The 23,648-nt window shown below is 69.5% G+C and carries 25 protein-coding genes; 7 read left to right on the top strand and 18 right to left on the bottom strand.

Going from position 1 to position 23,648, the window contains the following annotated elements:
- Position 1: 1 nt before the first annotated feature.
- The gene (locus ABD205_RS17370) at positions 2-1,267 is read right to left on the bottom strand and encodes an ABC transporter substrate-binding protein (RefSeq protein ID WP_344046960.1); all 1,266 of its coding nucleotides are present in this window, start codon (positions 1,265-1,267) and stop codon (positions 2-4) included.
- Positions 1,268-1,475: 208 nt separating this feature from the next.
- Here ABD205_RS17370 and ABD205_RS17365 point away from each other — a divergent pair, with 208 nt between their 5' ends.
- A complete protein-coding gene (locus tag ABD205_RS17365; protein ID WP_344046958.1) occupies positions 1,476-2,249 on the top strand; it encodes a DeoR/GlpR family DNA-binding transcription regulator in 774 nt (257 codons plus the stop codon).
- Positions 2,250-2,273: 24 nt separating this feature from the next.
- Here ABD205_RS17365 and ABD205_RS17360 read toward each other — a convergent pair whose 3' ends face one another.
- From ABD205_RS17360 to mftA, 11 genes are all read right to left on the bottom strand, one after another.
- Positions 2,274-3,002, bottom strand: coding sequence for a tyrosine-protein phosphatase (locus tag ABD205_RS17360; RefSeq protein ID WP_344046956.1), 729 nt, complete (start codon positions 3,000-3,002; stop codon positions 2,274-2,276).
- Positions 2,999-3,499, bottom strand: a complete 501-nt coding sequence (locus tag ABD205_RS17355; protein ID WP_344046954.1) for a class III extradiol ring-cleavage dioxygenase family protein — start codon at positions 3,497-3,499, stop codon at positions 2,999-3,001. Before ABD205_RS17355 ends, ABD205_RS17360 begins: the two co-directional genes overlap by 4 nt.
- Entirely contained in the window at positions 3,496-4,359 is an 864-nt protein-coding gene (gene folP, locus ABD205_RS17350; RefSeq protein WP_344046952.1) for a dihydropteroate synthase, read from the bottom strand. Before folP ends, ABD205_RS17355 begins: the two co-directional genes overlap by 4 nt.
- Positions 4,356-5,252, bottom strand: a complete 897-nt coding sequence (locus tag ABD205_RS17345) for a glucosyl-3-phosphoglycerate synthase (protein ID WP_344046950.1) — start codon at positions 5,250-5,252, stop codon at positions 4,356-4,358. Before ABD205_RS17345 ends, folP begins: the two co-directional genes overlap by 4 nt.
- A gap of 11 nt (positions 5,253-5,263) precedes the next feature.
- The gene (mftF, locus tag ABD205_RS17340; protein WP_344046948.1) at positions 5,264-6,643 is read right to left on the bottom strand and encodes a mycofactocin biosynthesis glycosyltransferase MftF; all 1,380 of its coding nucleotides are present in this window, start codon (positions 6,641-6,643) and stop codon (positions 5,264-5,266) included.
- Entirely contained in the window at positions 6,640-7,413 is a 774-nt protein-coding gene (locus ABD205_RS17335) for a mycofactocin-coupled SDR family oxidoreductase (protein WP_344046946.1), read from the bottom strand. The genes mftF and ABD205_RS17335 overlap by 4 nt, the downstream gene beginning before the upstream one ends.
- On the bottom strand, positions 7,410-8,126 hold the full coding sequence (gene mftE / locus ABD205_RS17330) for a mycofactocin biosynthesis peptidyl-dipeptidase MftE (protein WP_344046944.1): 717 nt from the start codon (positions 8,124-8,126) through the stop codon (positions 7,410-7,412). The genes ABD205_RS17335 and mftE overlap by 4 nt, the downstream gene beginning before the upstream one ends.
- Positions 8,127-8,131: 5 nt before the next feature.
- Positions 8,132-9,349 carry a pre-mycofactocin synthase MftD gene (mftD, locus tag ABD205_RS17325; protein WP_344046942.1) on the bottom strand — a complete coding sequence of 406 codons (1,218 nt, stop codon included), beginning with the start codon at positions 9,347-9,349 and terminating at the stop codon, positions 8,132-8,134.
- Positions 9,350-9,426: 77 nt separating this feature from the next.
- On the bottom strand, positions 9,427-10,626 hold the full coding sequence (mftC, locus tag ABD205_RS17320) for a mycofactocin radical SAM maturase (protein ID WP_344046940.1): 1,200 nt from the start codon (positions 10,624-10,626) through the stop codon (positions 9,427-9,429).
- Positions 10,623-10,895 (bottom strand): mycofactocin biosynthesis chaperone MftB, encoded by a 273-nt coding sequence (gene mftB / locus ABD205_RS17315; protein WP_344046938.1) that lies wholly within the window; start codon positions 10,893-10,895, stop codon positions 10,623-10,625. The genes mftC and mftB overlap by 4 nt, the downstream gene beginning before the upstream one ends.
- On the bottom strand, positions 10,895-10,987 hold the full coding sequence (gene mftA, locus ABD205_RS17310) for a mycofactocin precursor MftA (protein ID WP_344046936.1): 93 nt from the start codon (positions 10,985-10,987) through the stop codon (positions 10,895-10,897). The genes mftB and mftA overlap by 1 nt, the downstream gene beginning before the upstream one ends.
- Before the next feature lie 91 nt (positions 10,988-11,078).
- On the opposite strand from mftA, the gene mftR reads away from it, so the two are divergent.
- Positions 11,079-11,684 carry a mycofactocin system transcriptional regulator gene (gene mftR / locus ABD205_RS17305; RefSeq protein ID WP_344046934.1) on the top strand — a complete coding sequence of 202 codons (606 nt, stop codon included), beginning with the start codon at positions 11,079-11,081 and terminating at the stop codon, positions 11,682-11,684.
- Here mftR and ABD205_RS17300 read toward each other — a convergent pair.
- From ABD205_RS17300 to ABD205_RS17280, 5 genes are all read right to left on the bottom strand, one after another.
- Positions 11,651-13,174, bottom strand: a complete 1,524-nt coding sequence (locus tag ABD205_RS17300) for an acyl-CoA synthetase (RefSeq protein WP_344046932.1) — start codon at positions 13,172-13,174, stop codon at positions 11,651-11,653. The two genes, mftR and ABD205_RS17300, sit on opposite strands and share 34 nt — an antisense overlap.
- Positions 13,174-14,310 carry a CaiB/BaiF CoA transferase family protein gene (locus ABD205_RS17295; protein ID WP_344046930.1) on the bottom strand — a complete coding sequence of 379 codons (1,137 nt, stop codon included), beginning with the start codon at positions 14,308-14,310 and terminating at the stop codon, positions 13,174-13,176. Before ABD205_RS17295 ends, ABD205_RS17300 begins: the two co-directional genes overlap by 1 nt.
- Positions 14,307-15,440, bottom strand: a complete 1,134-nt coding sequence (locus ABD205_RS17290) for an NDMA-dependent alcohol dehydrogenase (RefSeq protein ID WP_344046928.1) — start codon at positions 15,438-15,440, stop codon at positions 14,307-14,309. Before ABD205_RS17290 ends, ABD205_RS17295 begins: the two co-directional genes overlap by 4 nt.
- A gap of 11 nt (positions 15,441-15,451) precedes the next feature.
- Positions 15,452-16,924: an aldehyde dehydrogenase gene (locus ABD205_RS17285; RefSeq protein WP_344046926.1), complete on the bottom strand. Its 1,473-nt coding sequence runs from the start codon at positions 16,922-16,924 to the stop codon at positions 15,452-15,454.
- Positions 16,925-17,017: 93 nt separating this feature from the next.
- Complete coding sequence (locus ABD205_RS17280; RefSeq protein WP_344046924.1) at positions 17,018-18,103, bottom strand: TIGR03857 family LLM class F420-dependent oxidoreductase; 1,086 nt, start codon at positions 18,101-18,103, stop codon at positions 17,018-17,020.
- Between the two features lie 85 nt (positions 18,104-18,188).
- Here ABD205_RS17280 and ABD205_RS17275 point away from each other — a divergent pair, with 85 nt between their 5' ends.
- The 5 genes from ABD205_RS17275 (at position 18,189) to ABD205_RS17255 (ending at position 22,488) form a co-directional block, all read left to right on the top strand.
- Positions 18,189-19,295: a phosphotransferase family protein gene (locus tag ABD205_RS17275; protein WP_344046922.1), complete on the top strand. Its 1,107-nt coding sequence runs from the start codon at positions 18,189-18,191 to the stop codon at positions 19,293-19,295.
- Positions 19,292-19,750 carry an FAS1-like dehydratase domain-containing protein gene (locus ABD205_RS17270; RefSeq protein WP_344046920.1) on the top strand — a complete coding sequence of 153 codons (459 nt, stop codon included), beginning with the start codon at positions 19,292-19,294 and terminating at the stop codon, positions 19,748-19,750. Before ABD205_RS17275 ends, ABD205_RS17270 begins: the two co-directional genes overlap by 4 nt.
- On the top strand, positions 19,747-20,181 hold the full coding sequence (locus ABD205_RS17265) for a MaoC/PaaZ C-terminal domain-containing protein (protein ID WP_344046918.1): 435 nt from the start codon (positions 19,747-19,749) through the stop codon (positions 20,179-20,181). The genes ABD205_RS17270 and ABD205_RS17265 overlap by 4 nt, the downstream gene beginning before the upstream one ends.
- 60 nt (positions 20,182-20,241) lie before the next feature.
- Positions 20,242-21,570, top strand: coding sequence for a TetR/AcrR family transcriptional regulator (locus tag ABD205_RS17260; RefSeq protein WP_344046916.1), 1,329 nt, complete (start codon positions 20,242-20,244; stop codon positions 21,568-21,570).
- A gap of 147 nt (positions 21,571-21,717) precedes the next feature.
- On the top strand, positions 21,718-22,488 hold the full coding sequence (locus tag ABD205_RS17255; RefSeq protein ID WP_344046914.1) for an SDR family NAD(P)-dependent oxidoreductase: 771 nt from the start codon (positions 21,718-21,720) through the stop codon (positions 22,486-22,488).
- Between the two features lie 63 nt (positions 22,489-22,551).
- On the opposite strand, the gene ABD205_RS17250 is transcribed toward ABD205_RS17255, so the two are convergent.
- Positions 22,552-23,648: CaiB/BaiF CoA transferase family protein (locus tag ABD205_RS17250; protein WP_344046912.1), on the bottom strand; the 1,097-nt coding region annotated here is incomplete at its 5' end.

The raw sequence follows: 23,648 nt of genomic DNA, 5'->3' as shown, positions 1-23,648 counted from the left end.
ATCAGCCCTTGTTCTTGGCGATCGAGTCGTCGATGGTCTTGGCCATCTGAGCCGCCGCGTCATCGACCGAGACCTGACCCGCCCAGGCCTTGCCCAGGATCGTGGGCTCGTTCTGCATCCAGTCGAAGGTGTTCGCCGTGACCGGCATCGGGACACCCGACGGGACCTGGTCGACGTAGGCCTGGACGTGGTATTTCGGGTAGGCGTCGACCCATGACTTCTGGGTCCCGTTGTAGGCCGGGATCACGGTCCCTGACTCACCCTGGATGCGCTGGGCCGCCTCGGAACCGAGGAAGGTGAGGAACTTCTCTGCCGCGGCCGGGTGCTTGGTGGTCGCGGACACGACGTTGCACAGACCGTTGATCATCGTGGCCTGCTTCGCGCCTCGGGGCAGCGCGGCCACGTCGATGTGGTCCTTGACGGGCGACTCGGAGAGCGGCTTCACGTTCCACGACCCCTCCCAGACCATCGCCACCTTCCCGGTCTGGAACATGTCCATCGGCGAGGTGTCGGTCATCTGCTGGATGCTGGGCGAGTAGCCCTTGTCGACGAGGTCGGTCCAGAACTTGAGACCCTGGACGGTCTCGGGCGCCGTGTAGGTGGACGCGGTCTTGTCCGCGTTGAGCACCGAGCCGCCGGCCTGGTAGATCGTGTTGTAGTAGGTCTGCTGGTTGTTGAGCTCGGCCGCGGTGCCGAAGATGCCCTTGCCCTTGTCGGTGAGCTTGGCGGCGGCGCTCTGGAAGTCGGCCCAGGTCCAGTCGTCCTTCGGGTAGGCCACGCCCGCGGCGTCGAAGAGCGACTTGTTGTACCAGACGCCGATGGTGTCGAAGTCCTTCGGCACGCCGTACAGCTTGCCGCCGGACTGGCACAGCGAGACCAGCTGGTCGGGGAACTTCGACGTGTCGACGCCGGCGCCGTCCTGGGCCTTCAGCGCGCCGTTGGCGGCGTACATCTGGAAGAAGATCGGGTCGGTCCAGAAGACGTCGGGGGCGTTACCGGCCGTGACAGCGGTCTGGAGCTTGGTGAAGAACTGCTGTCCCGGCGTGATCTGGACGTCCACGTGGATCCCGGGGTTCTTCTTCTCGAAGGCCGCGGCGATCTGCTTCATCGCGGGCGCCTGGTTGGGGTCCCACAGGGCGTAGCTCAGCGTGACGTTGCCGCCACTGGCCGAGCTGCCGTCGCTCGAGTTCCCGCAGGCGGCGAGCGTGGTCGAGGCGAGCAGCGCGGCGCCGGCGGCAACCCACCGCTGGGTACGTCGACGGTTCATCTGTTCCTCCAAGGCGTCAAGGGTCGAGGTGGTCGCAGCCCGACATCGGCAGCGGACTGCGACCCTCGCCGCGTCCTCACGGGGCGGCGGACTCGACCGTAGATTGCTCATATGCGATCTTCAACACAAGAGAACGAGCAAATATGAGCATTATTTTGTCGAGGTCGCGCATCTTCTCCCAGACGGTCCGAGCGGTTAGGGTGCGCTGGTGAACCGACACAGCCGGCTGACGGCGGTCCTCGACACCATCACCGACTCCGGGTATGTCGACGTCGCCGAGCTCGCCAAACGCCTCCAGGTCTCGCCGTCGACGATCCGCCGCGACCTGACCCAGCTCAGCCAGCAGAACTTGCTCGCCCGCACGCACGGCGGCGCCGTGCCGACGTCGGTGAACTACGACCTGCCCGTCCGCTACCGCCGGGCCTCGTCGGGCGAGGAGAAGGTGCGCATCGGCAGGGCCGTGGCGGCCTTGGTGCCGGACGGCGCCGTCGTCGGACTCACAGGCGGCACGACCACGACAGAAGCGGCCCGCTCTCTTGCCGAGCGAGCGCCCGCGACGGACCCCGCCTTCACGATCGTCACGAACGCGATCAACATCGCCAGCGAGCTCACCGTGCGCCGGCACCTCAAGCTGGTCATGACCGGCGGAGTCGCTCGCATGCACTCGTTCGAGCTCACCGGACCACTCGCCTACGACACGCTGGCGCAGATCGACCTCGACGTCGCCATCCTCGGCGTGAACGCCCTCGATCCCACCTGGGGCGCCAAGGTCGCCGACGAAGACGAGGCGCAGATCAACCGCCTCATGGCTGAACGCGCGCGGACGACGATCATCGTGGCGGACAGCTCCAAGCTATCGGCGCGCGCGTTCGTCCGTGTCTGCCCGCTCGGCGAGATCGACGTCCTGGTGACTGACGCCGGTGCGGGTGCCGACGATGTCGCGCGCATCCGCGAGGCGGGCGTCAGGGTCGTCGTGGCCTGAGTCCGCGCATCAACCACGCAGCCGCTAGTGAGCGGTCGGCGCGCCGAGAAGGCGCCGGCGCAACTGCGTCAGCGTGGCTTCGGAGCCGCCTCTCGAGAGGTACCACCCGACCGCTCCGCCGTCGAACGCGTCCAAGGCTTCGATCAGCTCGACCATCGCCTCCCGCAGCGTCGCTGCGATGTGAGGCGGTGGGGTTGCCAACGACGTGCCTTCGGTTCGCTCGCGAACGGTCGCGGACATCCGGGCGAGCACCTGGGGCATGGCTGCGTCCGTGAGCAGGTAGTCGGCGACGATCTCCTCCGACTCGATCCCCACCAGGCGGAGTGCCACCGCGACCGTCACCCCGGTCCTGTCCTTTCCGGCGGTGCAATGTACGAGCACGGGCGGTTCGGCCTCTGCGATCACGGCGATCGCCTCCACCAACCGGTCAGACGACGGCGCGGTCAGGAGCCCGAGATACATCTCGGCCAGACGATCGGGCCAGCGTCGCGGCTCGCGTCGTGAGCGACCACCACCCAGCAGCGGGAGGTCGACGACGGTCGCCTCGCCCGCGAGTGGATGGACCTCGCGCCTCTCGGCTTCACCCCGGAGATCGATCACCGTACGAGGCGGCCACGTGCCGAGCTCCGGCCTCAGATCGCTCGACATCGGGGCATCGCTGCGCAGCAGCATCCCGGCTACTGGCAGAGGACCACCGGCCCCGAGGTCGCGCAGGTTGACGAGGCGGTCCGGCACCGGGTTCACGGAGGTCACGGTGTGCTCCAGCGCGCGACCCAGTACTGGACGCCGTACGGTGCGTCCTCGTATCCGATGTCGACCGTCCTCGCCCCTTCGAGGAGATCCGCCAGGGCCGGGAGGCCGGTTGTGTCGGCCCAGAGCTCGCCGGCGGTGACGGGGTCGATGGCGCGGATCGCCTCCGGATCGGGTCCACGCAGCGCAGCACCGAGCTCCTTGTCGAATGCCTCAGCGCGCGGGTCGAGGTAACCCGGAGCCTTCTCCGTGCGGCAGGCGGATCCGTTGGCGACCACCAGGAACGACCGCTCCGCGCCATGGTCAGCCACGGAAGTTCGGGTTTCGAGAAGCGCGCGGGCGATGTCCTGCCCCTGTGTGCCTGCGACGATCTCGGGAGTCTGACCCAACCACGAGACCGCTTCCTGGCAGGCGGCCCTCAGGTCGGCGACCGGGTCGACCCGCGAGGCGTAGCGCGGATGCAGGGCCAGGCAGCCCGGCACCAGGACGACGCGGGTCACTGCAGCCCTCGGATCGCGCGAGCCGGCGGGCGTCGCCCGGCGATCGCCCACACCATGTCGACGGTCTGGCGGGTCTCGATGACCTGATGAACCCGGTAGACCCGAGCACCAGCCAGAGCACAGACCGACGTGGCGGCGAGGGTGCCGGTGAGTCGCTCCCCCACCGGCAGGTCGAGCGTCTCGCCGACGAAGTCCTTGTTGGAGAGCGACACGAGCACTGGCCAGCCGGTGTCGACCATCTCGCCCAGGCGACGGGTCAGCTCCAGGGAGTGGAACGTGTTCTTCCCGAAGTCGTGGGCCGGGTCGATGATGATCGATTCTCGGGCGACGCCGGCCGCGAGCGCGCGCTCGGCATAGGCGACGGTGTCGTCGATCGCGGCGCGTACGACGTCCTCGTACTCGATCCGATAGGGACGTGTGCGCGGGGTGACCCCTCCGGTGTGCGTGCAGACGACCGCGGCACCGTGGGCGGCTGCGACGTCGACGAGCTCGGGATCGACGCCACCCCAGGCGTCGTTGATCAGGTCAGCACCCGCGGCGCACACCGCATCGGCGACCTCGGCACGCCAGGTGTCGACCGAGATGACGAGATCGGGGAACGCCTCTCGGACGCGGGCGACGAACTCGACGACCCGGGCCTTCTCCTCGGCCACGCCGATCTCGGCACCCGGGGCCGCCTTGATGCCGCCGATGTCGACCATCTCCGCGCCCTGCTCGACGACGAGCCGGACCCGCTCGAAGGCCGCCTCCTCCGCCCAGGTCGCACCCTTGTCGTAGAACGAGTCGGGCGTGCGGTTGACGATCGCCATGATCAGCGTGCAGTCGTCGGCGAATGACTGCCGCTTCAGACGGAGGGTCATGCGATCTCCTTGGCAGGGGGGCGCTCCGCAACGAGCACCGTTCTCTTCGAGCTGGCGATGGCGTCTTCGCTCGGCCGGAACTGCTGCAGCGTGACCGACTCCAGGTCACGTCCGCCGCTTCGTCGGGCGACTGCGGAGAGGATCTGCGTCGCCATCACGCCGAGGTCGAGCAGCTCCTGGTGGCGATGGCTGCGGCGTCCCAGATCGACCTGGGCGATGGTCTGGATCCCGCGCAGGCGGGCGGTGTCGATCAGCGAAGCCAGCTCGACGGCGTACCCCGTCGGAACCGATAGCGACTCGAACAAGGTGCGTCGGATCGCCCACTCGCCGGCCAGCGGCTGCACGAGGTCGGCGAGCTCCGGGAAGTCCAGGGCGATCAGTGGCCTCGCGACCAGCTCGGTCACACGCCCGCCGTCCAGGCCGTGTTGACCAGGTCTGCGGTAGAAGCCCTTGACCAGCTCGATGCCGGGGCGAGTCAGCAGCGGGCCGAGGAGACCCGGCACGAAGTGCGTGTCCCACTCGACGAGGTCGGCGTCCATGAACACGATGAGGTCTCCGGTGGTGACGAACTGCGACTTCCACATGGCCTCGCCCTTGCCGGGATAGGACCCCAGCTCGGGTCGGATCGCGGAGGCCGCGTGGACGACCGCTCCTGCGTCAGCTGCCACCCGGGCCGTGGCATCTGTGGAGTCCGAGTCGATCACGACGAGCTCGTCGACGAGTGCCGCGGCACCCATCAGGACCGAGCGCAGCGACTCGATCATGGCACCGACGGTGCTCGCCTCGTCCTTTGCCGGCACGACGAGGCTGACGCGCGCTTCGCCCTTGGCGGCGAGCAGCTCGTCGAGACTCCAGTCGTTCCACCGGAAGGTGCGACTGTCACGTCTGGGCACGATCTTCGACACTACTTGGTCACCCGGATCGCCAGACAGCGCGCGTCCCTCGCACGAATTGCACCCAGCCACAGGCCGGTCCCGTAGGCAAGGTCGTCGAGGCGCCGGCCCACCCAACCGGTCAACGGCCCGACGCGGGGGCGCTCCACTGTCAGCGCTACCGCCGCGTCGACGACGACGGCGGTGGCGAGGGCACGGCGTGCCTGTCGGCTGACCATGCACAGCAACGCGGTCATCGGCCACCAGTGGCGCAGCAGCAGGGCGGACTCCTGGCGCACGGCCCAACCGAGGCCCGTGATCGACAGACGTGAGGCGACCGCGGCGCGGCCTCGTACGGGAGGAAGCGCGGCGCGAACCGACCTCGCTCCGAGGAACGCCGCGACCCCCGCGATCGGCAACGACCACCGTCCGCGCAGAAGCACCGCAGCCGCGGCGAGACCCATCGCGGGCGACAGGATCGCCGGGGCGACCGCGTCCCCGTGGCGGCGCCCGAGGTCGGCGCCGCCCGATCCGTAGACCACCTTGCGACCCAGCCAACCCCGCACCGTAGTTCGGACATCGTGGTGAGCGACCTGTCCGGGGTCGTAGCGCACCACGTGACCGGCCTCCACCAACCGCCAGACCAGGTCGACGTCCTCTCCGACCTGCATCTCGGCGGCGAAGCCGTTGCCGAGGGCCTCAACCCGGCCCACCAGGCACGCCGAAGGCAGCCAGCCGACCGCGGCTCCCGGTCGCACCGAGCACGAGCGCCGACCAAGAGCGAGTGACGACGCCGCGACGTCGTAACGTTCGAACCAGCGCGGCCGACCCGACCTGCTGCGACCACGCACCAAGGGCCCGATCAGTGCCACCTGGGGGTCCGCGAAGTGGTGGCCGAGCGCGAGGAGGGTGCCCGGCGACACCGTGACGTCGGAGTCGACGAAGGCGACGTGCGGCGTCGTGACGTGCCGTAGTCCGGCGTTCCGCGCGCCGGCTGGGCCGACGTTGGTCGCCAGCACGACCAGGCGAGCACCGTGTCGCTCCGTGACCTCGCGCACGGCACTCGGGTCGACCGAGGCGTCGTCGACGACGATGCAGACGAGCCCGGTCAGCGCCGCGAGGCACCGGTCGAGCTGTTCGGCTCGGTCGCGGACGGGGATCACGACCGTGAGCGCGTCGGGGACGAGCGTCGGGCCAGGCACGGGGTCGGCGAGGTTGCCGTCGAGCAGACGCCTGGCCAAGGTCGCGGAGCTGCTGTCCCGCACGACGAGGTCGTCCCCGTCGAGCAGGTCGGTAGCGACGGCTGAGAGCCGGACCGCGCGCAGGGGCGAACCTCCGACGAGGACACGGGATCCCTCGAGTCGTCGCACGTCGCCCCGGATGCGGACCGCGAATCCGGTCGGCAGGGTCACGAGAAGCCCCCGTCCGCGCTGACCACGCTCCCGTTCAGCGCCGCGCCCATGGGTGAGCAGCAGAAGGCGATCGTCGCGGCCACCTCGTCGGGTGTGAGCAGGCGGTGGAGCAGCTGATGGGCGGCCAGCTCCTCGGCCGCCGCGTCGTAGAGATCGGCCGTCGCGCGCAGCATGGCGGTGTCGGTCGAGCCCGGAGACACCGCCACCGCTGTGACGCCGGTCCCGGCCAGGTCCGCCGCAAGGCCACGGACCAGCCCGACGACGGCATGCTTCACCGTCGTGTAGGCCGCCAGCCGAAACAGCCCGCGGGAGCCGGCAGCCGACGCGACGGCCACGAAGCGGCATTCGCTCGGGTCCCGTCCGGCCAGCATGGCGGGGATAGTCGCCGCCGCGGTGTTCCAGACGCCGCGAACGTCGATCTCCCACTGCAAGTCGAGGCTGTCGTCATCCCACAGCGGCGCCCCTCCGGAGATGACCGCGGCCGCTGCGACGACGACGTCGAGACGCCCCCAGGTCTGCAGCGCGGACATGACGGCGTCAGCGAGCACCTCGGGATCCCTGACGTCGCCGATCCGAGCGATCACGGTTCCGGCCGGCAAGGACGCGATCAGCGCGTCCAGGTCGGCAGGGGTCGCCATCGGGTAGTCGGTCGACGGGTTGGCGCCGACGCACCAGTCGAGGGCGACGATCCGGTAGCCCTCGCCCACCAGTCGACGTACCGTCGCAGCGCCGATTCCCCGCGCGGCTCCGGTGACGAGGCCGACCCTCATCGACGCGAGCCTCCGACCGGAGCTCCCACCCGGAGTCGTCCCTGCGGGTCGACTTCCCCGTCCTCGATGAGGGCGAGGACCTCTGCCACCATCGCCGCCAGCACGTCGCTGCCCTCGGAGGCACTGGCGCCCGCCGGATCCCCGAGCACGCCGTTGGCCGAGACCGCACCGACACCTCCGGCGACGAGCGTCGGGAGGATCTCCTGGATCGGGCGGCAGTCGCCGGCCTCGGCCCGGTCGAGCAGCACCCGCGCCGGATCGAGGTGGAGAAGGAGCGAGGTCTCGGTGCGGCCGGCGTGCAGGTCGACCGACTCAGTCGCACAGGCGGCCCAGGCGACGTCGTGGCCCTCGGCGCGCAGCTGCTGAACGGCTGCGGCCAGTCCGGAGATGTTCCCGCCGTGGGCGTTGACCAGGACCACCCGGGCGGCCCACGTGCGCAGCGAGCGGACCAGCTCGACGACGACCAGCCGCAGCACCTCGGTGCCGATCGAGATCGTGCCGGGGAACGACTGGTGCTCGCCGCTGGAGCCGTAGGCGAGCGGCGGCGCCACGGACGCCCCGCACACGGTCGCGACCTGAGCCGCGACGGCGACAGCGATCACCGCGTCGGTGTCAAGTGGTAGGTGTGGCCCGTGCTGTTCCAGCGAGCCCACGGGCACCAGCACCAGGCCGCCGCGTGGAACAGTCGGCCAGGTCGCCTCGGAGAGGAGCATAGGAGTCAGCCCCCGAACGAACGGTGGAAGCCGTCCGGGATCACCAGATGCTCGGGCGTGAGCTCGTCGATCGACGCCACACCGAGGCCGAGGAGGGCGGAGTCGATGCCGCCACGCAGCACGTCGAGGACGTTCTCGACCCCCGTCTGGCCGTTGGCCGCGAGACCCCAGAGATAGGCCCGGCCGATCATCACGGCCCGGGCGCCGAGGGCGAGCGCCTTCACGACGTCGGACCCGCGCCGCACCCCTCCGTCCATGACGACCTCGAGCTGGTCGCCGACGGCCGTGGCGATCGGGTGCAGCACGCGGATCGTCGCCGGTGTGCCGTCGAGGTTGTTGCCACCGTGGTTGGACACGGAGATGGCGTCGACCCCAGCGTCGACCGCGCGGCGCGCGTCGTCGACCCGGCAGACGCCCTTGAGCATGAAGGGTCGGCCGCTGAGCTTCGCCCAGGTCGCGCGCATCCATGCCACGTCGTCCCATGAGGGCGGCGGGGTCGTCATCCACTCGTAGTAGGCCCCGAAGAAGGTGGGGGCAGCTCCCCCGGGCGGCGCCAGGTTCGGAGCGGTCAGGTCGGGGATCACGCCCGCTTTCGCGAACTCCTTCATCCAGCGGACCTTGGTCAGCACCTTGGGCGCGAAACGCACAGCGGTCCTGAGGTCGACCTTCTCCGGGATCTCGGGGCTGCCCCAGTCACGACCCATCGAGAACGACCAGTCGAGCGTCGCGATCAGGCCCCGCGCACCGGCCGCGTGGGCGCGCTGCATCCTTTGGATCATGACGTCGCGGTCACCGGTCCAGTACATCTGGAAGAACGTCGCCGGGTTGGCCGCCACTACCTCCTCGACCGGCTTGGACGCGAAGTTCGACAGCCCCATCACGGTGCCGCGCGCCGCGGCAGCCCGCGCGACAGCGACCTCGCCGTCGGGGTGGACTGCCTGGACACCGGTCGGGCTGATGATGACCGGGATGCTGAGGTGCTCCCCCATCACCGTCGTCTCCATCGAACGCTTCTCGTGGTGCCCCGCCACGTGTGGCGCCACCCCGATCTCGGCGAACGCTGCCTGGTTGTCGGCGATCGTCTGGCCCCGCTCGGAGCCGGCCACCAGAGCGCCGTACACGGGCTGCGGCAAACGCTTGCGGGCGCGCTCCTGGGCCACGGCGACCGACTCGAACCAGGGGTTCTGCTTCCAGGGGTTCTCGCGCCAGGCTGAACGGGACATGAGTGCTTCTTTCGTGGGATGGTGCCGCGTCGGTGGGCGGGTTCCGGCCAGGCCCACCGACGCGGAGACAGGGGGAGTTACGCGGGCACGAAGCCGGCGAGGGGGCTCTCGGCACACGCACTGACCGGCGGGGCGTCGGGACCTTGATCGGGTCGCCGTCGGGACAGGGTGAGCAGGACCGGTGCGTTGCGCGTCGGTGCAGAGCGGGAGTGGTCCTGACTCGGCGCAGGGATGGTCCGCTGGCCCACCAGCGCCGTCGAGCCGTAGCCCTGGACGCATTCGGGGTCGGGGCCGTCGAGGGGAAGACCGGTGAAAAACTTGGCAGCCATGCAGCCGCCTCGGCATGCGTCGTAGTGGGCACAGCCGGAGCAGGCACCACCGGTCTGGGGCGAGCGGAGATCCTTGAACAGCTCCGACTCGTGCCACACACGGGCGAAGCCGCCGTCGGCGAGGAGGTTGCCTGCCAGGAAGTTCTCGTGGATCGCGAACGGGCAGGCGTAGATGTCGCCGATCGGGTCGATCAGGCACACCACCCGGCCGGCGCCGCAGAGGTTGAGCCCCGGCAGTGCCTCGCCGAAGGCGGCCAGGTGGAAGAAGGAGTCGCCGGTGAGCACGTCCGAACCGTTCGCCAGCAGCCAGTCGTAGAGGACCTTCTGCTGCTCGGGCAGCGGGTGCAGCTCGTCCCAGACGTCGGCGCCGCGGCCGGACGGCCGCAGGCGGGTCAGTCGCAGCGTGGCGCCGTACGCATCGGCGAGGTCCTTGAACTGGTCGAGCTGTCCGATGTTCTCCCGGGTGCAGACGACCGAGATCTTGGCGTCTTTGAAGCCTGCGTCACGGAGGTTGCGAAGCGCTGCGATCGCGGTGTCGTAGGAGCCGGCGCCCCGGACACGGTCGTTGACCTCGGCGGTCGCGCCGTCGAGGGAGATCTGCACGTCGACGTAGTCGGTCGAGGCCAGCCAGCGCGCCCGCTCGGGGGTGAGCCGGATGCCGTTCGTCGAGAACTTGACGCCCACGTCGTGCGCGACGGCGTACTCCACCAGGTGCCAGAAGTCGGGTCGCACGGTCGGCTCGCCGCCGCCGATGTTGACGTAGAAGACCTGCATCCGCTGAAGCTCGTCGATGACGGCCTCGCACTGCTCGGTGCTGAGCTCGCGCGGATCGCGGCGGCCCGAGGACGACAGGCAGTGCGCGCATTCGAGATTGCACGCGTAGGTGAGCTCCCACGTCAGGCAGATCGGGGCGTCCAACCCGAGCTCGAAGTGGTCGACCAGTCTCATCGCGCCCGCTCCACGATCATGTCCGAGGCAGCGAGCCCCTCCAGAGCGGCGACGTACGCCGGGTGCTGTTCGGCCGGGACGCCGGCACCCTCGAGAGCGGCACGGACGTGCGGAACCTCAGCGAGCGCACGCACCACGGCGACCAGCTGAGGCCGCTTGAGGAACGTCAGCTTGCGGTTGCCGAAGTGGTAGGCGAGCGCGCCGAACGGCTCAGGACGCAACGCGACCGACGGCGAGAGCGCCCAGGAGCTTTCGAGGGTGACGGACATCAGTAGACGCCACACATGCCGTCGATCGATACCTCTTCGATGAGGCTCTCGGCAGCGAGATCGGCCGTGGCGTCGTCGTTCTGCAGGTCCATCGGAGTCTCCATTCTGAATCTGACGGTGTCGTCACTCCACATTAATGGCTCAGGCGGCAGAAAAGAAGAGAATCGCTGCTAGATTTCCCGCATGACCTTGACCTCCGGGCGCGGACGGCCCGCCGTCACGAACCAGGGAGAGATCGAGCGGGCAGCTTTCAGGCTCTTCGCCAAGCGCGGTTTCGAGGCCACCACCCTCACCGACATCGCGGAGGAGGTGGGCATCGCGCGTCGCACTCTCGCGCGCTACTACCCGTCGAAGAACGACATCCCCTGGGGCAGCTTCGACCGGACGATCGAGTCGTTCCGTGCGACGTTGGCGGCGATGCCGCCGGAGCTGCCACTGTGGAGCGCCGTGCACCAAGGCGTGGTCGCGTTCAACACCTTCCCCGCCGACGCCTCGCCGTCGCACCGCGAACGGATGGGCCTGATCCTCCACACTCCAGCCCTTCAGGCGCACTCCGTGTTGCGGTACGCAGAGTGGAGGGCCGTGATCGCGGCGTACGTCGGCACCCGGACCGGCCAGCCGGACACCGCCCTGCTGCCCCGGCTCGTGGCGCAGGTCAGCCTGGGGCTCGCCATCGCCGCCTACGAGGTGTGGCTCGCCGAGCCCGACGGGGACCTCAGCACGGTGCTCGACGAGTCGATGTCGACGCTCCACGACTACTTCGCCGGAATGGTCCCCTCGGACCGGTAGCGCTCGAGCAGCACCCTGCGCAGGATCTTCCCGCTCGGTAGCCGAGGGACCTCCTCGAACGAGAACGAGCGCGGCACCTTGAAGCCGGCGACCCGCTGCCGGAGGTGCGCGGTGAGATCCTCCTCGAGCTCGCGGTCCGCCGCGACCCCCGCTGCGGGAGTGACGACCGCGTGCACCCGCTGACCGAACTCGTCGTCGGGGATCCCGATCACCGCCACGTCGGCCACGAGCGGATGGAGGACGAGTGCGTCCTCGATCTCGCGGGGGTAGATGTTGACGCCGCCGGAGAGGATGAGGTCGGTCCGGCGATCGGAGAGGTAGACGAAGCCGTCCGGATCGACGTGGCCGAGATCCCCGAGCGTCGACCAGCCACGGGCGTCGTACGCCGCCTTCGTCTTGTCGGGATCCCGGTAGTACTCGAACGGGGCGACATCCCCGAACCAGAGCTGGCCGACCTCTCCCGGCGGAACCTCGGTGCCGGCGTCGTCGCACACATGGACCGTGCCCATGACCGGCCGTCCGACCGAGCCCGGGTGCGCCAGCCAGGTCGCCGAGTCGATCATGAAGAAGCAGTTTCCCTCGCTGCCGGAGTAGAACTCCACCAGGATCGGTCCCACCCAGTCGATCATCGCCCGCTTGACCGCGACCGGGCAGGGCGCGGCGGCGTGGATGACCAGGCGCAGGCTGGTCAGGTCGTAGCGGTCGCGGACCTCGTCGGGGAGCTTGAGCATCCTGACGAACATGGTCGGCACGAACTGCGCGTGGGTGACCCGTTGCTCCTCGACGAGCCGCAGCACCTCCTCGGGGTCGAAGCGGTTCATGATCACGGTCGTTCCGCCGGCACGGATCGCGCCGAGGCTCCAGCCGAGCGGGGCGGCGTGGTAGAGCGGTCCCGGGCTCAGGTAGACGGTGTCGCGGGCGAAGCCGAAGCTCTCCTGCATCAGGTGGTCGAAGCGCAGCCCGGTCCCGAACGGGACGTCAGGCAGGGCTGGGAGCACGCCCTTCGGCCGCCCCGTCGTCCCGGAGCTGTAGAGCATGTAGCAGCCCTCGGCCTGGTCGGGCACCGGCGTCGCCGGCAGCGTGGCCACCCGCTCCTCGAGGGCGTCGTACGCCGGAACGGTGCCGCCGAACGACAGTCGGTGCTCCACGGGCGGGAGCGCGGAGGCCAGCTCTGCCAGCGTCGCGCTGACGACCAGGACCGTCGCGCCGCAGTTCTCGACGACGTAGGCGGCCTCCTCGGCCGTGAGGTGCCAGTTGACCGGCGTGTAGAGGAGGCCGGTGCGCTGGGCCGCCCACAGCACCGGGAAGAGCTCGAGCCGGTTCTCGGACAGCAGCGCGATGTGATCGCCGCGTCGAAGCCCGAGCGATCGGAACAGGTGCGCGATCCTGTTCGACTCCGCCTCGAGCTCGGCGTAGGTGATCACCTCGCCGGTCGGCGCGACGACGGCCGCCTTGTCGGGCTGACGGGCTGCCCACAGCGAGAGGTCCATCAGCCGGCCACCGCCCCTGCCTGGACGACGGCGCGCGCCGCGATCAGGGCGTCGATCTCGGCGTCGCTGAAGCCGTTCCGGGCGAGCACGGCGCGGCTGTCGTGGCCCACGGGGTGCACCTCGCCGGGAGGCGCGCCGGGCGTCCGGGAGAACCGGGGAGCGACCGTGGGCAGATGACCATCGGCGTACGGCTCGAAGGTGCCGCGCTTCGCCAGCTGCGGGTGCTGCGGCGCCTCGACGAGGCTGAGCACGGGAGCGACGCAGGCGTCGACGCCCTCGAAGGCGTCCGCCCACTCGTCGCGGGTCCGCGTCAGGAAGACCTCGGTCAGCGCCGTACGCATCGCCGGCCAGGTCGCCCTGTCGTGCTGCTCGAAGTCCAGCCCGGTGCCCTTCATCAGCTCCGCGAAGAACTGTGGCTCCAGGGCGCCGACGGCAACGAAGCGCCCGTCGGCGCAGGCATAGGTGTCGTAGTACGGCGTGCCGCCGTCGAGCAGGTTGGCCTCGCGCCGGTCCTCCCAGCGACCGACGGCATGGTTGCCGTAGACCATGGTCATCAAGGCGGACACCCCGTCGACCATGGCCGCGTCGACGACCTGTCCCGCGCCGGACCGCGTTCGCTCGAAGAGCGCAGCGAGGATACCCGCGACGAGAAACATGGCCCCACCGCCGAAGTCCGCGACCAGGTTCAGTGAGTTGCGGGGCTTGTCGGCACCACCGGTCGCGTGGAGCGCGCCGGTGAGAGCCGCGTACGTGATGTCGTGGCCGGCCCGCTGGGCCAGCGGACCGTCCTGGCCCCAGCCCGTCATCCGGCCATAGACGAGGCGCGGATTGACCGCGAGGCACTTCTCGGGCCCCAGTCCGAGCCGCTCCATGACACCAGGCCGGTTGCCCTCGACAACCACGTCGGCACTGCCGATCAGGCGGAGGGCGACGTCCCGGCCCCGGTCGGACTTGAGGTCGACGGCGACATTCGGGCGGCTCCGGCCTAGCACCGAGCGAGCCGGCGACCCGACCGCGCCGGGTCGGTCGATACGGATGACCTCGGCACCGAGCTCGGCGAGCATCAGGGCCGCGAACGGGCCCGGCCCCATGCCGGCGAACTCGACGACCCGCAGGCCGGCCAGCGGACCGGTCACGCGCCGACCCGGGCTGCCGCCGGATAGCGGAGCACGCCCCGGACGTTGCGGCTGGCGCGCATGTCGTCGTACCCGTCGTTGATCCCGGCGAGCGGATACGTCCTGGTGACCATCGCGTCCAGGTCGACGTCGCCGGCACTCGAGAGCTCGAGAAGACGCGGGATGTCATAGCGCGGGTTCGCCGAGCCGTACAGGGTGCCGACGATCTGCTTCTCCATCAGCGTGAGGTCCATCATGCTCACGGAGACCGACTTCTCCGCCATCGGGTGGATGTTGGTGACGACCAGCCTGCCGCGCTTGGCCGTCATCGCCAATGCCTTGGCGATGAGGTCGCCCTGGCCCACGCCGAGGGCACAGATGAACTTGTCGGCGCCACGGCTCCAGGTCGCCTCGGCGACAACCTCCCGCGCCTCTTCCCAGGAGCCGGCGACGTGCGTGGCGCCCATCTTCAGCGCCTGCTCCCGCTTGAACTCCGACGGGTCGATGGCAGTGATCGTCCGGGCGCCGGCCAGTCGGGCACCCTGGACGGCCGCCGCGCCGATACCGCCGACGCCTGCCACGACGACGGTGTCGCCCGGGCGCACGTCGGCGGCGTAGACGGCCGAGCCCCAGCCGGTGACGAAGCCGCAGCCGAGCAGGCAGGCCCGGTCGAGGGGGTGGTGCGGCTCGATCTTGATGCAACTCGCCTCGTGGACGACGGTGTGGTGCGAGAACGAGCCGATCCCACAAGCGAGCGCCAGGTCCTGCCCGTTCACGTGGTGCCGAGCGGTGTCGTCGTAGATCTGGCGGCCGCTGTAGATCTTCGCGCCGAGGTCGCACAGGCTCTGGTGACCACTGGCGCAGGACGGACAGCGCCCGCAGGACGGCATGAAGCCGAAGACGACGTGGTCTCCCGGCTTGAGCCACGACACGTGCTCGCCCACCTCGAGGACGACGCCCGCGCCCTCGTGACCGCCGATGCAGGGAAGGCTGAACGGCATGTCGCCGGTGACGATGTGCTCGTCGGAGTGACACATCCCCGAAGCGTGCAGCTCGACCAGCACCTCCTCGGCCTTCGGCGGGTCGAGCTCGATGGTCTCGATCGACCAGGGAGTGTTGCGCTCCCACAGAACTGCTGCCTGGGTCTCCACGGGCGTTCCTCTCAGCGAATGATGGTCTGGGGCTCGAGGAAGGCGGCGATCGCCTCGGGACCGCCCTCCCTTCCTGTGCCGGATTGCTTGAAGCCGCCGAACGGGCTGCCGAAGTCGAGGGGTGCCGACGAGTTCACGGCGACCGACCCGACCCGAAGCCGCGAGGCGACGTCGAACGCGTGATCTCGGTCGGCCGACCACACAGCGGCGGCGAGTCCGTAGTCGGAGTCGTTGGCGAGCGCCACGGCCTCGTCGACGTCGTGGTAGCGGATGGCGACGGCGACGGGCCCGAACAGCTCCTGGCGGGCGATCGGCATGTCGTTGTCCACGTCCGCGAGGACCGTCGGCCGGACGTACCAACCGGGCCCGGGCGTGTCGCCGACCTGAGTGACGATTCGTGCCCCACCCTCGACCGCTGCCCGGACGTGGGCGTCGATCCGGTCGCGGGCGCCCGCGGAGATCACCGGGCCGACCTGCGTCGCCGGGTCGCAGGGGTCGCCGACGACGAGGCGGTCGGCTGCCTCGGCCAGGGCCCCCACGATCTCGTCGTAACGCGAACCGGGGACCAGGATCCTCGTCTGGGCTACGCACACCTGGCCGTTGTTGGCCATCACGCCCGCCACCAGGCCCGTGACAGTCGCACGGTCGAGCTCGATGTCTTCGAGGACGATCGCGGCGGACTTGCCGCCGAGCTCGAGGGAGCAGCGACGTACATCGGCGGCGCACACCGCCCCGATCCGCTTCCCCGCCGCCGTCGACCCGGTGAAGCTGATCTTGTCGACACCGGCATGCGCGACCAGAGCCTCGCCCGTAGCGGCTTCCCCCACGACGATGTTGACGACGCCGGGCGGCAGCCCGGCCTCCTCGAGGACCTCGGTCAGCAGCGCGATCCCCAGCGGCGCCTCGGGCGACGGCTTCAGCACCATCGTGCAACCCGCGACGAGCGCCGGCGCGATCTTGAGGGCGGCGGTGAACAAGGGTGCGTTCCAGGGCAGGATCGCGCCGATCACGCCGACCGGGAGCTGGCGTACGACGACCTCGCCGCCCATCGCCGAACGGCGGGTGTCCTCGAACTCATACTCGGCCGCGAGCTTCTCGTAGGTCCGCAGCACTCCCAGCGCGGTACCGACCTGACCGAACGAGGCCCACTTGCGCGGTGACCCCATCTCAGCGGAGACCAGGTCACCGAACTCGACCGAGCGCTTCTCGAGCGCGTCCGCCACCCGGCCGAGCAGAGCACCCCGGTCGACCGAGGACATGGCTGCCCAGGCGTCACTCGCCATTGCGGCGCGCGCGGCGGCGACGGCCGCGTCGACGTCGGCGGGAGTAGCGAGCGTGACCGACCCGACCGGCTCGAGCGTGGCTGGAGACGTCACCACCAGCCGATCACCCTGGCTGGGGGCCCATCGTCCGTTGACGTACACACCCGGAAAGTCGCGCATCGGGTTGGCTTCCCTCTCATCGCTCGGATCTGCCGAAGTCATCTGCTCACTCCTGTGAGCCGTGAGACGAGCACCCTTGTGACGCCGCGCACATCGTTCGAATTCTGGCAGTAATGTCACAAATCTGGCAAGGGCTCATCGGTCGGCCTCGAGCCAGCCGAGCTGGTCCGGCGTGCTTCCGTGGAGGACCAGCTCGTCAGCCCCAGCTGCGGCGTACTGCTCGAGCGACGCGAGGCACTCGGTCCTCGATCCGAGGGCCGACGCCTCGGTGATCCAGCGAGCCGGGAGGGCCGTCGCTGCCTCTGTCAGCTCGGCACGGGTCCGCACCGAGTCGGCCGCCCCGGCGATCCCGGCGAGGGTCGGATGCGCGCGGAGCCGATCGAGGTCGCTCGGGACCCAGCCGTTCACCTTGGCGAGCTGCTCGCCGAAGCCGGGGATCTGGTAGTAGGTGACCGCGCGGGCACCGACCACCGCGACCTCCTCCCCCGCCGACAGTCCGGAGGCGGCGACGACCGTTGCGTAGACACGTACCGAAGCCGGGTCACGGCCAGCCGCCTCGGCCGCAGCTCGGACCGTGACCACCGAGCGTGCGACCGCCTCCGGCGTCAGGAAGGGATGCAGGAGCACACCGTCGAAGTGCTGCCCTGCGAGCGCCAGTCCCTTCGGGCCGATCGCGGCGAAAACGACCGGCGGGACCGGCTGCTCAGGCACGTCGTTGAGGCGCAGCGACGGGAACGACCCGGCAGGTCCGTCGTACTTGACCTTCTCGCCCCGGCACAGCCGTCGGAAGATGTCGACCGAGTCGACGATCGACTGGTTCGTCGACGGGCGGAGCCCGACGGCGGTCCACATCTTGTCGACCGACCGACCGACTCCGAGGATCAAGCGACCATCGGAGAGCGCCTGGGCGGTCATCGCCATCGAGGCGAGCATCGCGGGATGCCGCGACTGCAGGTGCGTGACCCCTGCCGCGATCCTGACCCGCCGGGTCGCCTGGCTGAAGGCACCGGCGAGAACGCCGAAGTCCTTGGTCCCCCAGCGCTCGCTGAGCCACAAGGTCTCAAGGCCGAGCCGCTCGGCCTCGGCCGCCTGTGCGATGCCGATGCGCGGATCGGTGACGCGGCCAGGAAGAGCGTAGGCGCCGAGTGCCGGCGCGGCGGGGTTCGTCCTTTCCAGGGTTGCCGGCGAGGGCTTCACAACGTCGGTCTGTTGGTCGATCATGGCGCTATTCTGACAGTAGTGGTCAACTATGCCTAGGGATTGGGCGACTGGATCGCACCGTTCGGGCGATGAATCGGAGGCAAGGATGGCGGGACCGACTGATCGGCATGCGCGCGAGGAGGACCTCCACGATCGCCTGCTGGCATGGCTCCCCGACCGGTTGGCGCCGGCGGGGCACCACGACTTCGCCCTCTCCGCGTTCTCCGCTCCCGCCGCTGGCTACTCGGGCACGACGGCGTTCTTCACCGCCTCGTGGGTCGCGGACGGAGCGACCGTCGAGCGCCGCCTCGTGCTGCGCATGCAGAGCCAGGTGCACCAGGTCTTCATCGCTCCTGATGCCGTACGCCAGGCAGCGGTCATGGAGCGCCTCGGCCGGCACGTCGGCGTCTCGACTCCCGAGATCGTTCTCACCGAGCCGGACCCCGCAGTGCTGGGAGCTCCCTTCTACTTGATGGCCCGCGTCGACGGGCGAGTCCCGTCGGACGTGCCCAGCTGGCACAAGCGTGGCTGGACGGTCGAGCTCAGCGCCGATGAGCGCAGCAGGATGTACGACAACGCCCTCCGCTCGCTCGTGGCGGTGCACGCCGTCGACGACGCCGACGACCTGGCCTTCCTGCGCGACTCGAACACCGACCGGACGAGCCTGGAGCGATACCTGGACGAGTTGGTCGCCTGGCATGCCTGGTGCGCCGACGATCTCCACGTGGGGGGCGACCTGGTCCGCGAGGCCCTGGACGTGCTGCTCGCGACGGCGCCGGCCACGTCCGTCGAGGGCGTCGTGTGGGGTGACGCGCGGATCGGCAACATCTGCTTCGCCGACGACCTCTCGGTCGCCGCACTCTTCGACTGGGAGACCGCGACCACCGGACCGCCCGACATCGACGTCGCTTGGTGGCTCATGTTCGAGCGGTACCTGTGCGAGGCACTCGGTTTCAGCCGCCAACCGGGGACCCCGGACGACGAGGAGATCCTGCGCCGCTACGAGCAGTTCGGCGGCAAGCTCACCGGCGACATCGGCTACTACCTCGTGCTCGCCGCGGTCGTCCTCGGCCTGATCACCAACCGCTTGGCCGTCCTGCTCGCCCAGGACGGCCTCGACGAGGCGACCGCCCGCAGCTATCCGACCACAGCCATCGCACTCCTCGAGCACTACCTCGAACTGCACCGGACCCCAAGGAGCACGTCACGATGACCACAGCGACGACAGAAGCGCCCGAGCCTTCCGCGATCGGCGCGGTCGGGACACCTTTCGAGGTGCTCGTCGAGCGCGGCAAGATCCGCGAGTTCGCCGCCGCGATGCAGTCCGAAAACCCGGCCTACCAGGGCCCGGGCGCGATCGTGCCGCCCACGTTCCTCACCACCGCCACGTCCTGGGCGCCACCGGGCAGCCGGGTCGTCGTCGGCTTCGACCGACGCCGACTCCTCCACGGCGAGCAGGAGTACATCTTCCACGGTCCCCTCCCACGCGCCGGCGACGTCCTGATCGCGCAGGAGCGCCTCATCGAGCGCTACGCCAAGCCTGGCAAGCGCGGTGGCGAGATGCAGTTCGCCGTCGTCGTCACCGAGTTCCGTTCCCCCACCGGCGACCTCGTCGCAGAAGCGCGCGGCACCTTCATCCAGACCGCCCCCAAGGGAGGCCCTTCATGACCGAGCAGACCATCGCGATCGCGCCAGGCACGACAGCGCCTGCGCGCGAGTTCGGCCCCCTGACCCGCCAGATGTTCGTCCGCTACTCGGGTGCCTCCGGCGACCTGAACCCGATGCATTACGACGACACCATGGCGCGAGCCGCCGGCAACCCGTCGGTCTTCTCCCAGGGCATGCATCAGTCGGCCCTGCTCGCCACCTTCGCCACCGACTGGCTCGGCGCGGAGAACGTACGCCGGTTCCACGTCCGCTTCCGGGAGCAGGTCTGGCCCGACGACGTCCTGACCTGCTCCGGTGAGGTCGAGACGGTCAAGATGAACGGGGACGGGAGCAGCCTGGTCACCGTCTCGTTGACGTGTTCCCGCCAGACCGGCGCGGTGGCGATCAGCGGCTCCGCCGACTTCCTGCTGCCTGCTCCCCACGCCGGATGACACACCCCACAAGGCGTCATCGCCCCATGATCGACCCCTTTACACCTATGCTGATCACCGATGTCAGATAACACGATCACCCGCAGGGCCAGCTACGGCCCCTCGAGCCCCGAGGTCGGACGTCGGGGGGCTGACACGCGCCGCAAGATCGTGGACGTCTCCCTGCGTCTCTTCGCCGAGCAGGGTTTCTTCAACACCTCGGTCGACGCCATCGCGAAGGCTGCCGATGTCTCCCGGGCCACGCTCTACCAGTACTTCCCGGGCAAGGACGAGATCTTCGTCGAGCTCCTCAACGAGTGCGGCGCGGCCCTGATCCGCGTGTCGCGTCGGATCGGCGAGCTCGGCCCGACAGAGATCGGCCTCGACAACCTGCACTGGTGGCTCGGCGAGTGGAGCTGGGTCTTCGAGAAGTATCGGACCATGTTCGTGCAATGGGCCGTCGTCGCCTCCGTGGACACCGAGGTGCGCCCCGAGGTGATCGGCTTCATCAACGAGTACAACAAGAGGCTCGCAGCCCGCCTCGAGGCCGCTGAGGTCGAGGAGCTCGACCCGGTCACGGCCGCCACGGTCGTCAGCGCGCTGGTGCACCGGCTCAACCTCTTCCAGTACACCGATCGGACCTACGAGGCCGATCCCGAGGTGCTCATCTCGAACCTGTCGATCTTCCTCGAGCTGCTGATCTTCCCGAAGACGCCCGACCGCGTCCTCGAAAGCCTCTCGCACCCCACGACCGGCACCCCGCCGATCGAGCTGCCCCCGAAACCGGCGGCCCCCGGACTCTCCGTGGCCGAGCGCAGCAGTGGGCTGAGCAAGCGCGCCGCGGCCACGATCCGCAGCCTGGTCGACGCCGGCGCCGCGCAGTTCGCGGCCAAGGGCTACTTCCGCACGAGCGTCGACGACATCGTCGCCGAGGCGGGCTTCGCGCGTGGCACGTTCTACAAGTACTTCAGCGAGAAGCAGGACTTGCTCCTCGTCGTGACCACGGAGTCGTCGGCCAAGGCACTCGAGCTCGCCGATCGGATGAGTCGACTGCAGATCGCAGCAGACGACGACATCGACCTTCGTACCTGGCTGCACGACTTCATGGCCTACATGCGCAAGTACAGCGGATCGATCGACGTGTGGACCGAGCACATGACCGACGACCATCTGGTCCGGGCGACCGGAGCGTATGCCCAGGCGTCCATGGACCGTGCACTCGAGGCCGCGTTGACCTCGGTCACGCGGACCTATCCGTTCGATCCAGTGGCGAACGCGCTCATCTTCCGGGCGCTCTTGACGCGCCTGCCCGAGGCGCTGCGCGAGATGTCTCCCGAGGCCGGCGACGACGCCATCGTCGACCTGCTCGTGGCCTGCATCAAACGCGGCTTCTTCAGCCACTCGATCTGACAGTCACGCCAGCAGCCGCGCGCCGGTAACAGCGGTATTGCGCGTACCTCCGCATAAGGGTTGATTCAATCTGACGTTTATGTCATCTTTGCCGGAGGGACTGCCGGACGAGTGCCCGGCACGTACGTTCGCGAGAGGAAGTTGCACATGGACATCAGTCAGGCGTCGGCAGTGGTCACCGGAGGAGCGGGTGGTCTTGGCGAAGCCACCGTCCGCAAGCTCGCCAGCCTGGGCACCTCGGTGGTCATCGCCGATCTGAACGACGACGGCGGCAAGGCGCTGGCGGCCGAGTTGGGTGGCAACGTCGTCTACGTGCGGACCGACGTGCTCGACGAGGCGAGCGTCAACGATGCGCTCGCGGCCGCGAACGAGCTCGCCCCGCTGCGAGTCGTCGTCAACGCGCACGGCGGTGGCGCAGGAGCTTCTAGGGTCGTCGGGCGCGATGGCGAGCCGGCTCCGCTCGACCAGTTCCAGTGGTACGTCAATCTGTTCCTGACGGGCACCTTCAACGTCCTCCGCCTGGGAGCGGCCGCGATGGCCAAGAACGAGCCCGACGCCGGTGGCAGTCGTGGCGTCGTCATCAACACGGCGAGCATCGCGGCGTTCGAGGGGCAGATCGGTCAGACCGCCTATTCAGCAGCCAAGGGCGGCGTCGTGGGCCTCACCGTGCCTGCCGCACGGGACCTCGCCAAGCTCGGCATCCGGGTGATGGCGATCGCCCCCGGAACCTTCTTCACGCCGGCCTTCAAGATGGAGCGCGACGAGGCAGAGAAGTTCTGGGGCTCGAACGTGCCGTTCCCGACCCGGATGGGCAGCCCGTCCGAGTACGCCTCCCTCGTCGCGCACATCGCCGAGAACGACTACCTGAACGGTGAGGTCATCCGGATCGACGGTGCTCTCCGCTTCCAGCCCAAGTGATCTCGTAACCCGACGCCGGCGTCCGTCCTGCCGGACGGGCGTCGGCGTCGTCATTGGCGGGTCTCAGACGACCGCGTTCTCGCGCAGCTTCTCGATCTCGGCCGAGGAGCGACCCAGCTCTGCGAGGATCGCGGAGGTGTGCTCGCCGACACTCGGGACGGCGTCCATGCGCGGCTCCATTCCAGCGAGCGTGGCCGGAGGCACCAGCGCCCCGACGACGCCACCGGGCGTCTCGACGTCGCGCCACCGATCACGTTCGGCCAGCACCGGGTGCGACCACAGCTGGTCCATCGAGTTCATCCGGGCACTGGCGATGCCGGCACGCTCGAGGCGCGCCTCGAGCATGCTCGAGCTGAACGCGAGGAGGGCGTCGGCGATGATCGCCTCGAGCTCGTCGCGGTTCGCCACCCGGTCCGGGTTCCTCGCGAATCGCGGATCCGCGACCAGACTCGGCGCCTCGAGGACCTCCTCGCAGAGCCGCGTCCACTCACGCTGGTTCTGGACCGCGAGGAGCACGGCCTCCCCGTCGCCGGCGACGAACGGGCCGTACGGCGCGATCGTGGCGTGCCGGGCGCCGGTGCGCTGCGGACTCCGGCCGCCGTACTGCGTGTAGTAGGCGGGGGATCCCATCCACTCGGCCAGCGCCTCGAACAGGGACACGGCGACCGCCGGCGCGTTCCCCGTGGTGGCACGGGAGAGGAGCGACGCCAGAATGCCCGAGAAGGCGAAGCTCCCCGCTGCGATGTCGGCGACCGAGATGCCCGCCTTGGCGACGTCATCCGCAGAGCCGGTGATCGAGAGCAGCCCGGCCTCGGCCTGCACCAGCAGGTCGTAGGCCTTGCGGGATCGCCAGGGACCGTCGGCGCCGTAGCCGGAGATGTCACAGACGACGAGCCCTGGATGGGCCTCGGCCAGGTCGCTAGCCGCGAGCCCCATCCGTCCGGTCGCGCCCGGACCGAGGTTCTGCACGAACACATCGGCACCGGCGAGCAGCTCGCGCAGGATCTCGAGCCCCTCAGGCGTCTTCAGATCCAGAGTCAGCGACTCCTTGGAGCGGTTGAGCCACACGAAGTAGCTGGACTCACCACGAACCGTCTCGTCGTAGCCTCGGGCGAAGTCGCCGGCGCCGGGCCGCTCGACCTTGATCACCCGGGCCCCGA

The sequence above is a fragment of the Nocardioides panacihumi genome, from assembly GCF_039530925.1.
In the GTDB taxonomy this organism is placed as follows: Bacteria; Actinomycetota; Actinomycetes; order Propionibacteriales; family Nocardioidaceae; genus Nocardioides; species Nocardioides panacihumi.
Note: the sequence above shows the minus strand (reverse complement) of the source record. Positions and strands in the feature narration are given on the sequence as shown.

Coding starts and splice junctions, on each gene's coding strand:
- ABD205_RS17370 (WP_344046960.1), bottom strand. CDS start 1,267: ATGAACCGTCGACGTACCCAGCGGTGGGTTGCCGCCGGCGCCGCGCTG.
- folP (WP_344046952.1), bottom strand. CDS start 4,359: ATGACCCTCCGTCTGAAGCGGCAGTCATTCGCCGACGACTGCACGCTG.
- ABD205_RS17335 (WP_344046946.1), bottom strand. CDS start 7,413: ATGAGGGTCGGCCTCGTCACCGGAGCCGCGCGGGGAATCGGCGCTGCG.
- mftE (WP_344046944.1), bottom strand. CDS start 8,126: ATGCTCCTCTCCGAGGCGACCTGGCCGACTGTTCCACGCGGCGGCCTG.
- mftD (WP_344046942.1), bottom strand. CDS start 9,349: ATGTCCCGTTCAGCCTGGCGCGAGAACCCCTGGAAGCAGAACCCCTGG.
- mftC (WP_344046940.1), bottom strand. CDS start 10,626: ATGAGACTGGTCGACCACTTCGAGCTCGGGTTGGACGCCCCGATCTGC.
- mftB (WP_344046938.1), bottom strand. CDS start 10,895: ATGTCCGTCACCCTCGAAAGCTCCTGGGCGCTCTCGCCGTCGGTCGCG.
- mftA (WP_344046936.1), bottom strand. CDS start 10,987: ATGGACCTGCAGAACGACGACGCCACGGCCGATCTCGCTGCCGAGAGC.
- mftR (WP_344046934.1), top strand. CDS start 11,079: ATGACCTTGACCTCCGGGCGCGGACGGCCCGCCGTCACGAACCAGGGA.
- ABD205_RS17300 (WP_344046932.1), bottom strand. CDS start 13,174: ATGGACCTCTCGCTGTGGGCAGCCCGTCAGCCCGACAAGGCGGCCGTC.
- ABD205_RS17285 (WP_344046926.1), bottom strand. CDS start 16,924: ATGACTTCGGCAGATCCGAGCGATGAGAGGGAAGCCAACCCGATGCGC.
- ABD205_RS17280 (WP_344046924.1), bottom strand. CDS start 18,103: ATGATCGACCAACAGACCGACGTTGTGAAGCCCTCGCCGGCAACCCTG.
- ABD205_RS17275 (WP_344046922.1), top strand. CDS start 18,189: ATGGCGGGACCGACTGATCGGCATGCGCGCGAGGAGGACCTCCACGAT.
- ABD205_RS17270 (WP_344046920.1), top strand. CDS start 19,292: ATGACCACAGCGACGACAGAAGCGCCCGAGCCTTCCGCGATCGGCGCG.
- ABD205_RS17265 (WP_344046918.1), top strand. CDS start 19,747: ATGACCGAGCAGACCATCGCGATCGCGCCAGGCACGACAGCGCCTGCG.
- ABD205_RS17260 (WP_344046916.1), top strand. CDS start 20,242: ATGTCAGATAACACGATCACCCGCAGGGCCAGCTACGGCCCCTCGAGC.
- ABD205_RS17255 (WP_344046914.1), top strand. CDS start 21,718: ATGGACATCAGTCAGGCGTCGGCAGTGGTCACCGGAGGAGCGGGTGGT.